Consider the following 12,496-nt stretch of genomic DNA (forward strand, 5'->3'; position numbering starts at 1 on the left):
GTCAGCCTCGGCCACGACGGCCAAAGAAGAACGAAGCGATAAACATCACCAGGAACACCACAAAGAGGATCTTGGCGATACCCGTGGCGGTGCCCGCGATACCACCGAAGCCCAGAACGGCAGCGACAATGGCAATGATCAGGAATGTGATTGCCCAGCTCAGCATGATGATTCTCCTTACTCTTCTATTAGTGGTACTGCGTGTGGAGCCAGCCGGGTGCCGCCGATTGCGGGCCCGACCTTGATGCCTAGAACACCCAGCGTTCCTGACGTGGCGCGTCCAGCGCCGGCTGCGCCTGGTCGACGACCATCAGTTGCATGGGAGTGGTATCGGTGAGCTGACTGCTGACCGAGCTGAAATGGGTCTGGGTGAAGTGATGAACCGGCACACGTGGCGCAGGCACCTGACTGTCTTGCCAGCGTTGGAACTGTTGCCCGGCGATCAGGGTGACCAACAATGCAAGGCTGGCAAACAGGCCTTGCTGGAGATGCAGTGGTGCAATACGCAATTGGGTAAAACGTTGGCGATTCATCCTGAAGCTCCTCCCACATTGGTGGTGATGTTGTTATGGAAGCCATTACCTGCACTCCTCGATAAGAGGGTTATTGCAGTCTGCATGCCAGCTTTTTAACGAGGATAAAAATCAATAAAATCAACTAGTTATGATATTTAAACGACAACTGTCGATACGCATCCTGCACGATGCCTCCTGGCTGACCGTGCGAAATGCACGATCCACCAGATCTGCCTTGGACGCTTTTTGATCACAGGGGGAACTTTGCCGATCGGCGAATGGCCTGATACAGATCTACGCAGCCTGTTAACCATTTCAGCCGGAGATATCTAACCTGCATGTCGTGGAATGAATCAGAATCAACCTTGCAACTTGCCCGATCTTTCCGGGACTAAATAAGACCATTCATTAAAGGAGCCCGGGAAATGGAGTCAGCGCCGGAGAATCAAGGCCGCATCCTTCTGGTGGATGACGAATCCGCAATCCTTCGCACCTTCCGCTACTGCCTGGAAGATGAGGGCTATACCGTGGCCACCGCCAACAGCGCGGCCCAGGCGGATGCCCTGCTGCAACGCCAGGTGTTTGACCTGTGCTTCCTCGACCTGCGCCTGGGTGAAGACAACGGCCTCGATGTGCTGGCACAGATGCGGATCCAGGCACCCTGGATGCGGGTGGTGATCGTCACCGCGCACTCCGCCGTGGACACTGCGGTGGACGCGATCCAGGCCGGCGCCGCCGACTACCTGGTCAAGCCTTGCAGCCCCGACCAACTGCGTCTGGCCACTGCCAAGCAACTGGAAGTTCGCCAGCTTTCGGCGCGCCTGGAAGCCCTGGAGGGCGAAGTGCGCAAACCCAAGGATGGCCTGGACTCCCACAGCCCGGCCATGAAGGTGGTACTGGAAACCGCGCGTCAGGTCGCCGCCACCGACGCCAATATCCTGATCCTCGGCGAATCCGGGACCGGTAAGGGCGAACTGGCCCAGGCCATCCACGGCTGGAGCAAACGGGCGAAAAAGTCCTGTGTAACCATCAACTGCCCGTCATTGACTGCTGAACTGATGGAAAGCGAACTCTTCGGCCACAGCCGCGGCGCCTTCACCGGGGCCAGCGAAAGTACCCTGGGCCGGGTCAACCAAGCCGATGGCGGCACCCTGTTCCTCGATGAGATCGGCGACTTCCCGCTGACCCTGCAACCCAAGCTGCTACGTTTTATCCAGGACAAGGAATATGAGCGCGTCGGCGACCCGGTAACCCGCCGCGCCGATGTGCGCATCCTCGCCGCCACCAACCTCAACCTCGAGGACATGGTGCGCGAAGGGCGTTTTCGCGAAGACTTGCTGTACCGCCTGAACGTGATCACCCTGCACCTGCCCCCCCTGCGCGAGCGCAGCGAAGACATCCTGACCCTGGCCGACCGCTTCCTCGCACGCTTCGTCAAAGAGTATTCGCGGCCGGCGCGCGGCTTCAGCGACGAGGCCCGAGAGGCCCTGCTGAACTACCGCTGGCCGGGCAACATCCGCGAACTGCGCAACGTAGTGGAGCGGGCGAGCATTATCTGCCCTCAGGAGCGGGTGGAAATCAGCCATCTGGGCATGGCCGAGCAGCCCACCAACAACGCCCCGCGGATCGGCGCCGCATTGAGCCTCGACGAGTTGGAAAAGGCTCATATCGGTGCCGTCCTGGCCACCAGCGACACCCTGGATCAAGCGGCCAAGACCCTGGGCATCGATGCTTCGACGCTGTACCGCAAGCGTAAACAGTACAACCTGTGAGCGACATCTTATGAAGTTGGCGATGAAACTGCGGACCCGGCTGTTTCTCAGCATTTCGGCCCTGATCACCGTAGCCTTGCTGGGGCTGGTGCTCGGGCTGGTCAGCGTGATGCAGATGGCCAACACCCAGGAATCGCTAATCCGCAACAACTTCATCACCCTGGACCTGGGGCTCAAGCTGCGCCAGACCCTGGGTGACCAGCTGATCCTCATGCTCAGCAACAAGCCTGATCCCACAACCCTGGAAGCCTCCAGGCAGCACTACCTGGAATTGCTCGACCAAGGCATAGCCCACGAACAGCAGAACCAGGGGCTAAGCGGCTTCCAACAGGCCCGCGACGACTACCTGAGTTTCTTTCAGGCCTTTGAACGCAACAGCTCAGCCTCTGGGCTGAGTCAGAACAACGAGTTGACCGAACGCTTCAATACCTTGCGCAGTGGGCTCATCAACGAACACAAGCGCGCCCTGGACAACATCAGCCAAGTGGAACGCCAAGCCCGCGACCGGGCACTGCTGGTGGCCAGCCTGCTGGGCATTGTCGGCCTGGCGGTACTGATCATCGGCTTCATCACCGCCCACGCCATCGCCCGGCGCTTTGGTGGCCCGATCGAAGCTCTGGCCAAGGCGGCAGACAAGATCGGCCAAGGTAATTTCGACGTTACCCTGCCGATCTCGGCGGCGGCAGAGATGAACCTGCTGACCCGGCGTTTCGGCATCATGGCCGAAGCCCTGCGCCAGCATCAGGCAACCAACGTCGATGAACTGCTGGCCGGCCAGCAACGCTTGCAGGCGGTGCTCGACAGCATCGACGACGGCTTGCTGATGATCGACCGCCAAGGCTGCCTGGAACACCTCAACCCGGTGGCTCAGCGCCAACTGGGCTGGGACCAGGAACGCCTCGGCCAGGGCCTGGGTAGCGCTCTGCAGCGCCCGGAGCTGGATGAACAGCTGCAGCTGGTGCTGCGCGGCGGCAGCCTGGAACGGGCTCCGGATGACCTGGACATCGAGGTCGACGGCGAATCGCGCCTGCTGACCTACAGCCTGACCCCGGTGAGTCATACCCAGGGGCATATTCTCGGCGCCGTTATGGTGCTCCACGATGTCACCGAGCAACGGGCGTTCGAACGGGTGCGCAGTGAGTTCGTGCTGCGTGCTTCCCACGAACTGCGGACCCCGGTCACCGGCATGCACATGGCCTTCGGCCTGCTCCAGGAGCGCCTGCACTTTGCCGAGGAGTCTCGGGAAACCGACCTGCTCAATACGGTCAACGAAGAAATGCAGCGCTTGATGCAACTGATCAACGATCTGCTGAATTTTTCCCGCTACCAGAATGGCCTGCAGAAACTCACCCTGTCGCCCTGCTCCCTGGAAGAGCTGCTGGAGCAGGCCCAGGAGCGCTTCGTCGAACAGGCGCAACGACGAGAGATCAGCCTAATGCTGGAGATCCAGGCGCCGCTGCCACGACTGCAGGCCGACCAGCCGCAGTTGGAGCGAGTCATGGACAACCTGATCGACAACGCGCTACGCCATACCGCCAGCGGCGGCCAGATCCGCCTGCAGGCCCGGCGCCATGGCGAACGCGTGATTGTCAGTGTCGAGGACAATGGCGAAGGCATCGCCTATGGCCAGCAGGGGCGGATCTTCGAGCCCTTTGTCCAAGTGGGGCGCAAGAAGGGCGGTGCCGGGCTCGGGCTGGCCCTATGCAAGGAAATCGTCCAGCTCCATGGGGGGCGCATGGGTGTGTACTCACGACCGGGGCAGGGCACCCAGTTCTACCTAGCTCTGCCGCTGTAGGAGATCACGCTTCATCGTCCAGCCGCCTGGCCACCAGGCGTCGCCCACGGGTGATCAACTCGGTGAACTGCAATGCGCTCAGGGCATGGGCGAACAACCAGCCCTGGCCAAAGCTCACCCCCTCGCTGCTTAGCAACAGCGCCTGGTCTTCAAACTCGATGCCTTCGGCAATCACCTTGAGCTTCAGCGCGTGAGCCATGCGAATGATGTGCGGCGCCACGCCACTGCTGGCGGCGTCATGCCCCAGGGCGTCGATAAAGGCTTTGTCGATCTTCAGGCAATCCACCGGCAGGCTTTGCAGGTAGGCCAAGCTGCAATAGCCGGTACCGAAGTCATCGATCAGCACCTGATGCCCCACGTCTCGCAAAGCCTGCAGGTTGTTGCGTGCCACCACCACATCGATCAGGCCACGCTCGGTCACCTCGAAGGCAATCTGCCGCGCCGCCACCTGGTGCAGCGCCAGCAGCCGCGCCATCACCAGCCCGATTCGCGGCACCATCACGTCGCAGGCTGCCAGGTTGACCGAGATGTACAACTGCGGATTGGCCCGCAGCACATGCCCCAGTTGCTCCAGCAGGCGCTGCAGGACGAAGTCGGTGATCTGGCGGATCTGCCCGGTGTTCTCCGCCAGGGGGATGAACAGATCGGGGCTGGTCAGCGTGCCATCCGGGCGACGCCAGCGCAGCAGCGCCTCGGCACCTACGCAGAGCCGGCTGTTGAGGTCGAAGATCGGCTGGTACAGCACCTGCAACTCACCGCGACGCAATGCCCCCTGCAACTCCGCCCCCAGGGATTGGCGCTGCCGGACCAGTTGGTACACCAAGCCGCCAATGAACAGGGCCAGCAACAGGCTGATCGGCAACAGCCACCACCAGCCATCGAGCATCTCAGCCTGCAGGCTGGCCCGAGGGATGATCAACACCAGTTGATACTCGGGATTGCGGGTCGGCATGCGATAGATCAGCAGGTCCTGGGTGACCTGCAATGGCCCATCGTGACTGGCCCGCCAGGGTTCCACGGGAGGCCAGGCCCGGGCTGGGCCCAGTACCGGAATCGCTCGGCTGCCATGATCGACCACCACCATCAGGCTGCCACCCACCGGCAGGTCGACGACGTCGGTCAAATGCCCACGCGAAGTGGCCACGCGAAAGTTGCCCCGACCCAGCATCAGGGCAGCAAGGTTCTCGTTGGGTTGGGTCGAGGTATTCAACCAGTAGCTGTAGGTTGGCCCACGGATATCCGGCGACCTGACCGACGGCAAGAGGTTCTGCCGTGGCCAGTTCGAACAGCTCTGAGTGGCATCCATGTAGGCCGCTTCATAAATGAAGCGATAGCTGTAGCTGACCTGCTGCAGCGCCGCGACCATATCGACGCTGCATTCGCGCAACGGCTGGGCCTCCAGCACGTCCAAGCCTTCACGCAGTTGCCCGAACAGTTGCTCCAGGCGCTCCAGGAAGCGCTGCCCCTGGGCGTTCATCTGCTCACTTTCCCGTTGTTGGACCTGATGCATGGCCACACCCATGCTGCCCAACACCAGCACTGCCGCACTCAGCGCAGCCGCCAACGTCGCCAGCAACCAGGGGCGATAGAACCAGGTACGCATGGGCTCGCGAGCGGCCGGCATCATGAGAGATCCCAAGGATTACCAATGAGTTATAGCAACTGATTGGGTTATCGGCGCGGACCGTCCGGCGGCGTCATTATTTTGTCTGGTTGAGCACCTTCAGCAGCGCTGCGCTTTCTGCGTCCGGTGTTCCGTCAAAGCGGGTCGGGCGGTAGTGCATCTGGAAGGCCGCCAAGACGTGCCGGGTCTGCGCATCCAGCTCGCCGGTCTGCGGGGTGGCATAACCCAACAGGGCCAGTTGCTGCTGAAACCAACTGATGCTCGGCAGGCTCGCGGCGAATGCCGCCTGCTGGCGCGTTACCGCCTGGGCATCGGGCCACAAGCCAAGTCCGGTGTCGGCCAGGCGCTTCCAGGGAAACAATGGACCCGGGTCGAGTTTGCGCAACGGGGCAATGTCGCTGTGGCCAATGATGTGGCGCGGCGAGATGTTGTTGCGCTTGCTGATGTCCTTGAGCAACACGATCAGGTTCTGGATCTGCGCTTCGCTGTAGGGGTACCAGAGCCGTCCGCTGGGACTGTCACGGAACCCCGGGTTGACGATTTCGATACCGATGGAGCTGGAATTGAGCCAGGTACGGCCTTGCCACTGACTCTCACCGGCGTGCCAGGCACGGTACTGCTCGTCCACCAGTTTGTAGATGGTGGCGGCTTTGTCGTCGCCAATCAGGTAATGACTGCTGACCTGGCCGTGGGTCAGCAGAGCCAGGGAGCGCTCCAGGGACGCCGAGGTGTAGTGGACGATGATGAACTGGGCACGCTGATCGTAGTTGACCGACGGATGGCTGGTGTCGATCCGCGGGCCACTGGCACAGCCGGCAATGATCAGCAGGGAAAGAGCGAGAGCAAAAATTTTCATGGCAAAAGGCAGTACGCTGAAGACGATAATGCAACAGTGTAACGTACTGCTCCGGCCATCATGGGCAAAACAATGGCTTCAGACAGGAAGCGGCAAGCCTTCAGCCTGCCTCTACCCGATTGCGCCCCGCATCCTTGGCTCGGTACAGCGCCTGATCAGCTCTTTTAATCACCAGATCGCTGCGATCACCGGTCTTGAACGCACTCAGGCCGATGGACACGGTAATGGTCACAGGCTCGCCCTTGAAGTGAAACGGACAGGCCTCGATCGCCGCGCGCAGCGCTTCCACTATCCGCGCGCCCACCGGCCAAGGCGTGTTGGGCATCAGCAGGACAAACTCCTCACCACCGAACCGCGCGATGAAGTCGCTGCTGCGCAGGCGCTTGCGCAGCACGTTGGCGATGATCTTCAGCACCTTGTCGCCTGCCAGATGGCCGTAGTTGTCGTTGATCCGCTTGAAATGATCGAGGTCGAGCATGGCCAGCAGCAAGCTATTGCCGTGTTGTTGCCACTCTCCGACCTCATGCTCCAGGCGCTCGGTCCAGGCGGCACGGTTGGGCAGCCCAGTCAGCGGATCAATCAGGGCCTTCTGCCGTTGTTCCTCCAGATGCTCGCGGTAGCCCTGGGCTTCCTGCTCCATGCTCGACACCCTTTCTGCCAGGCTTTGCAGGCGGGCAGCCACTTCTTTCTCACGTTCGTCGCGCTGCTTCTGGTGCTGATCCATGGTGCCCAGCAAGCCTTCCAGATGACTTTCCAACACCTGCTTGAGGTCATCCAGGTCCGCCGCTTCCTGCACACTGCTCTGCAGGCCGTCGACCTGCTCGCGGATCTGCGTGTCCATCGCTCGCGCAGCCGAGTTGCTATCTGCATGCCCCTCGCTTGCCGCCTGCAGATTGCTCTGGAAGGCTTCCAGTCGCTCGTTGAGTTGCTTGAGGTAGTCCTCGAACTCATGCTGGCCCGAATCGGTGATTGCCAGCATCAGCACCGCCAGATCATCGAGGATCGGCAGCAACTCATACCAGTTCAGCCCGTGCTGCAGACGGTCGCGCATGGCCTCGGCCTGGGGCCGGTGGCGCTCGGGCAGGCTCAGGTCGTCAAGCAGCCCCAGCAAGGTGTGTTCAATGTGTTTGGCCACCGAACTGTAGGAAGGCTCGGGAGAGTCAGGCAACGCATAGAGCACATCGTGCTCCGGCTGCTCCGGATCAATCGCCGCCAGGGCCTCGGCCATGACCGGCGGTAAAGGCAGGCTGTCGAGCAACACCGCAGAGGAGCTCGCCGGAGCGGGCAGTAACTCGTCGGGGTTGAGCGGTATCGAATCGGTCGGGGCCTCGGCTACAGGTACCGGCACCGCCTCAGCGAGCATGGCTGCTGGCACCTCAGGGGCAGGGGCCTGTGGCTCGAGCTGAACAGGCGCTGGGGCCGCAACTTCAGTCTCGACCCGCAGCACAGGCTCAGACGCTTTTTCCTGGGCCAGTACGGGGGGCACAAACGCTACTACCGGGGCTGGAGGAGGCGAGATGGCAGCCTCGGGCTCGACCGCTGCGGGCGTCGCGGAAATGGGCTCCGGTGCTCGCTCCACTTCTCGGGGTGCCGGTATGACGGGCGCGGCCTGGGCGACCTCGGCGACTTCAGGCAAGACGGTGGTCGGCGTTTGATAGTGCTCGCGAATCGCCTCCTCCGCGCCCGAGGCCTCTTCAGGCTGCGGACCAGGCTCCACCGCGGGCGCAGGAGTGGGCTGGAGTGCCGGAGTCTCTTGCACCTCGGCTTGAGCTGTTGCATCGCCGGCTTCGCGAGTACCGAACAGGCGCTGCAACAAACTCGGTCGCTCTGGCTCGGCAGGGGTTTCCAGCTGGCTCAGGACCTTGCCCTGCAAATTGCTCAGCTCCCCCAGCAACAAGGGGATCTCCCGCGCCTGACCGACCCGGCTGTCCAACTGCTTGGCGAAGGCCTTCAGCGGGCGGCTGACTTCCCGAGGCAAAGGCAGCGATTGCAGTTGGCTGACCAACGCCGTCAAGGCGCTGCTCATCTGATCGATCCGGGTTTCCCGCCGCTGCTCAGACTCCAGCACGGCTTTTTCCAGACGTGGCAGAAGGGCTGCCAGCCCAGCATCCATATCGTCGGTACGCACCACCTCGCGCATTTCCTTCATGCACTGGTCGACCGCGCGGTCGGTGCCCTCCGCCGCCAGGGTGCTACGCACCAGGCCACGGCGCAGCAAGTCGAGGCGAGCCGCCCAACGGCGTTCAAGCTTTTCCTGCTGTTCGATACTTTTAAGGTATTTCTCTTTCCAGCGCTGGGCGTCGTCGCTCATTCATCGGTTCCGCGAGGGGCAGGACTCAACGCGGGCAATGCATCAGCCGTGAGCGAACCCGGCAGACGAATCTCTACCGCGACCGGCAGGTGATCGGATATGGGTTGGGCCAGGACTTCGACGCGCTCCAGGGTCAGGCTGGGGCTGAGCAGAATATGGTCCAGGCAGCGTTGCGGACGCCAGCTGGGGAAGGTCGCCTGCAGTTGCGGCGCCAACAGGCTGAGATCACGTAAAGGGGAGTGCTCCAGAAGATCGCTGGCGTGGGTATTCATGTCCCCCATCAGCACCTGATGCTTGTAGCCACCGATCAACTCGCGGATGTACGCCAGTTGCCGGGTTCGAGTCCGGGCACCAAGCGCCAGGTGCATCATCACCACCACCAGCGCCTCAGGCCCTTCGCCGAAACGCACCAGGATTGCACCACGCCCCTTGGGGCCGGGCAGTGGGTGGTCTTCGATAGCCCAGGGACGCAAGCGACTGAGCACGCCATTGCTGTGCTGCGCCAGGCGCCCTAAGTTGCGATTGAGCTGTTGGTACCAGTAGGGAAAGGCGCCCAGCTGGGCCAGGTGTTCCACCTGATTGATGTAGCCAGAGCGCAGGCTGCCGCCATCGGCTTCCTGCAGGGCCACCAGGTCAAAGTCACCCAGCAGGTTACCGATCTTCTGCAGGTTGTCCGCACGCCCGTTATGGGGCAGCAAGTGCTGCCAGCCACGGGTCAGGTAATGGCGATAACGTTCGGTACTGATACCGACCTGGATATTGAAACTGAGCAAGCGCAGACGACTGTCCGCCGGCAGGCCGGTCGACGCTAAATGATGCTCGTTGACCTGCGGATCATGCAGGCCAACGATGCGTTCCGAACCCCAGCGCGGCATGACAGGCGGCGCTTACTTGGCCGCGCGCTCTTTGGCGATCAGCTGTTCGGCCACGCTCAGCGCGCCTTCAGGACCACCGGCGGTGCCCAAGTCGAAACGGTACTTACCATTGACCACCATGGTCGGTACGCCAGTGATCTGATAAGCCTGGGCTTTCTTCTTGGCATCCTCGACCTTGCCTTTGACGGCGAAGGAGTTGTAGGTGCTCAGGAACTTGTCCTTGTCGACGCCTTCGGCTGCCAGGAACTCAGCCATCTCTTCTGGAGTGGCGAGCTTCTTGCCGTTGTGGATAGCTTCGAATACCGCTTTGTGAACCTTGTTCTCGACGCCCATGGCTTCCAGGGTGATGAACAGCTGGCCGTGGATATTCCAGATGCCGCCGAACATCGCCGGGATGCGCACGAAGTTGACATCGGCAGGGAGCTTTTCAGCCCAGGGATTGATGGTCGGCTCGAAGGCGTAGCAGTGTGGGCAGCCGTACCAGAACAACTCAACCACTTCGATCTTGCCTGGCACCGCAACCGGAACGGCGCTGCTCAACTCGACATATTGTTTACCGGCTTCAAGCGGTTCGGCGGCTTGAGCGGTCACACCAAACAAGCTGGCGGTGACGAGAGCGGCGCTGAGAATCAGATTACGCATGCTTTACTCCTGGACAATTTTGGCGCCTCGCGCGGCCTGGATTAAGACAGGTCATGGCGGGCTTGAGTTCGCTAGTGTAGCGGCAGACGCCATAAAAAAGGGCGGCCTGAGCCACCCTTTATGCTTGCACCGTCAGATTAATCGATCATTAACATTGCCGTGGCTTCGCATCCTCGGCAAGCCCGATCGAAACAGCCTTAGTGCAGGCCCTGAATATAGCTGGACACCGCTTCGATGTCTTTGTTGCTCAGCTTGCCGGCAATGGTGCGCATGACCAGGGTGTCGCCGTCGTTGGTACGGTTGCCTTCGCGGAAGTCAGTCAACTGCTTGGCCACGTACTGGGCGTGTTGGCCACTCAGGTGAGGGAAACCGGCCGCTGCGTTACCCGCGCCGTTTGGCGAGTGGCAACCGATGCAGGCAGGCATGCCCTGATCCAGTTTGCCGCCACGGAAGAGCTCTTCACCACGGGCCACGACTTTCGGATCAGCCGCGCCAACGCTGCCTTTCTGGCTAGCGAAGTAGGCGGAGATATCAGCCATATCCTGATCACTCAGGTTGGTCAGCAGACCGGTCATTTCCAGTACTTGGCGTTTACCCGACTTGATATCGTGCAACTGCTTCTCCAGGTACTTTTCCCCCTGACCCGCCAGCTTTGGAAAGTTTGGCGCCATGCTGTTCCCATCAGGACCGTGGCAAGCGCCACATACTGCGGCTTTCGCCTGACCGGCAGCAGCGTCGCCTGCGGCATGGGCGACACCTGTAATGCCCAAGGTCAACAGCAGACTCACGAGTAATTTGTTCATCAGCTAATCCAACTACGGCTAAGGGTTAAGAGTTATGGGCCGGGATCACTCGCTCATCCAATGGATGATGGCTTGGTAATCCTCGGCACTGCAGTCCATGCACAAACCACGCGGCGGCATCGCCTTGAAACCCTGGGTCACGTGTTGTACCAGCGTCTCCATACCTTGCGCCAACCTCGGCGCCCAAGCTTCCTGGTCGCCCTTGCGGGGCGCCGTGGGTAGTTGGCCGGAATGACAAGCCTCACAAACACGGTTGTACACAGCTTCCGGATCCTGTGTAGCCTGAGCGCTGTAAAGCGGCATCAAGACACCGGCAGCTAGCAGCCATTTCGTCATAAAACGACCTTTTCAGGGTTGAGAGCGTGCTGCGTTCTACTGCGCATTCAAGGTTTATCGCTCTCGTGAACTTCATCCTACGCTGGGACAAAGCGCACACAAAATCTGCGGCATTATATACTGGCGTTACTGAAACGGAAACGACACCGCTTGCCGCGCCCACTCTCGGCATCGCCCTTACCGGATATCCCATGCAACTCAAGAACCCCATCCTCGGCCTGTGCCAACAGTCTACGTTCATGCTCAGCGCCGCCAAAGTCGATCAATGCCCTGACGATGACGGCTTTGAAGTGGCTTTTGCCGGGCGTTCCAACGCCGGTAAATCCAGCGCCCTGAACACCCTGACCCACGCCAGCCTGGCGCGCACCTCGAAAACCCCGGGGCGTACGCAGTTGTTGAACTTCTTCAAGCTAGACGACGAACGCCGTCTGGTCGACCTCCCGGGCTACGGTTACGCCAAAGTACCGATCCCGTTGAAGCAGCACTGGCAGCGCCACCTGGAAGCCTACCTGGGCAGCCGCGAGAGCCTCAAAGGCTTGATTCTGATGATGGATATCCGTCATCCAATGACTGACTTCGACCTGCTGATGCTGGACTGGGCAGTGGCCAGCGGCATGCCGATGCACATCCTGCTGACCAAGGCCGACAAGCTGACCTACGGCGCAGCCAAGAACACCCTGCTCAAGGTCCACTCGCAAATCCGCAAGGGCTGGGGCGAAACCATCACCATCCAACTGTTCTCGGCCCCCAAGCGCATGGGCCTGGAAGAGGCCTACACCGTGTTAGCGGACTGGATGGAACTGGCCGACAAAGGCGCCGAAGCCGAGGCCTGAAAGACGTAGGGAGAATTGTCTGGGGGATGATCAGGCAAGGCAAAAACGCGGTGCGAAAGCGGAGTTTACTGGCTGTAAATGAGCATTTCGCGCCGCGCTTTTAACGCAGCATGGTCATTTCCCAGGCAATTTTC

Annotated in this window: 12 protein-coding genes; 3 read left to right on the forward strand and 9 right to left on the reverse strand. The window is 61.0% G+C overall.

The features are described from left to right. Position 1: 1 nt before the first annotated feature. Positions 2–166, reverse strand: a complete 165-nt coding sequence (locus tag GV818_RS12280) for a DUF1328 domain-containing protein (RefSeq protein ID WP_003170804.1) — start codon at positions 164–166, stop codon at positions 2–4. A gap of 82 nt (positions 167–248) precedes the next feature. Beyond that, complete coding sequence (locus GV818_RS12285) at positions 249–533, reverse strand: hypothetical protein (RefSeq protein ID WP_161776674.1); 285 nt, start codon at positions 531–533, stop codon at positions 249–251. Positions 534–940: 407 nt separating this feature from the next. Here GV818_RS12285 and algB point away from each other — a divergent pair, with 407 nt between their 5' ends. Then, complete coding sequence (gene algB, locus GV818_RS12290; protein ID WP_161752328.1) at positions 941–2,287, forward strand: sigma-54-dependent response regulator transcription factor AlgB; 1,347 nt, start codon at positions 941–943, stop codon at positions 2,285–2,287. A 10-nt stretch (positions 2,288–2,297) separates the two neighbouring features. Further along, entirely contained in the window at positions 2,298–4,082 is a 1,785-nt protein-coding gene (locus tag GV818_RS12295; protein WP_161776675.1) for an ATP-binding protein, read from the forward strand. 4 nt (positions 4,083–4,086) lie between these two features. Here the strand turns inward: GV818_RS12295 and GV818_RS12300 are convergent, their stop codons facing one another. From GV818_RS12300 to GV818_RS12330, 7 genes are all read right to left on the reverse strand, one after another. Next, a complete protein-coding gene (locus GV818_RS12300) occupies positions 4,087–5,709 on the reverse strand; it encodes an EAL domain-containing protein (RefSeq protein ID WP_161752332.1) in 1,623 nt (540 codons plus the stop codon). 73 nt (positions 5,710–5,782) lie between these two features. Beyond that, positions 5,783–6,562, reverse strand: coding sequence for an N-acetylmuramoyl-L-alanine amidase (locus GV818_RS12305; protein ID WP_161776676.1), 780 nt, complete (start codon positions 6,560–6,562; stop codon positions 5,783–5,785). Positions 6,563–6,662: 100 nt separating this feature from the next. Next, positions 6,663–8,873: a GGDEF domain-containing protein gene (locus GV818_RS12310; protein ID WP_161776677.1), complete on the reverse strand. Its 2,211-nt coding sequence runs from the start codon at positions 8,871–8,873 to the stop codon at positions 6,663–6,665. Beyond that, complete coding sequence (locus GV818_RS12315) at positions 8,870–9,748, reverse strand: endonuclease/exonuclease/phosphatase family protein (RefSeq protein ID WP_161752338.1); 879 nt, start codon at positions 9,746–9,748, stop codon at positions 8,870–8,872. Before GV818_RS12315 ends, GV818_RS12310 begins: the two co-directional genes overlap by 4 nt. A 12-nt stretch (positions 9,749–9,760) precedes the next feature. Continuing rightward, positions 9,761–10,390 carry a thiol:disulfide interchange protein DsbA/DsbL gene (locus tag GV818_RS12320; RefSeq protein WP_161752340.1) on the reverse strand — a complete coding sequence of 210 codons (630 nt, stop codon included), beginning with the start codon at positions 10,388–10,390 and terminating at the stop codon, positions 9,761–9,763. 197 nt (positions 10,391–10,587) lie between these two features. Next, positions 10,588–11,193, reverse strand: coding sequence for a c-type cytochrome (locus GV818_RS12325; protein WP_161752342.1), 606 nt, complete (start codon positions 11,191–11,193; stop codon positions 10,588–10,590). Positions 11,194–11,238: 45 nt separating this feature from the next. Further along, the gene (locus tag GV818_RS12330) at positions 11,239–11,529 is read right to left on the reverse strand and encodes a c-type cytochrome (RefSeq protein WP_161752344.1); all 291 of its coding nucleotides are present in this window, start codon (positions 11,527–11,529) and stop codon (positions 11,239–11,241) included. Between the two features lie 191 nt (positions 11,530–11,720). On the opposite strand from GV818_RS12330, the gene yihA reads away from it, so the two are divergent. After that, entirely contained in the window at positions 11,721–12,362 is a 642-nt protein-coding gene (yihA, locus tag GV818_RS12335) for a ribosome biogenesis GTP-binding protein YihA/YsxC (protein WP_161776678.1), read from the forward strand. The last annotated feature ends 134 nt before the right edge of the window (positions 12,363–12,496 follow it).

Source organism: Pseudomonas sp. Fl4BN1, from assembly GCF_009908285.1.
GTDB lineage: Bacteria > Pseudomonadota > Gammaproteobacteria > Pseudomonadales > Pseudomonadaceae > Aquipseudomonas.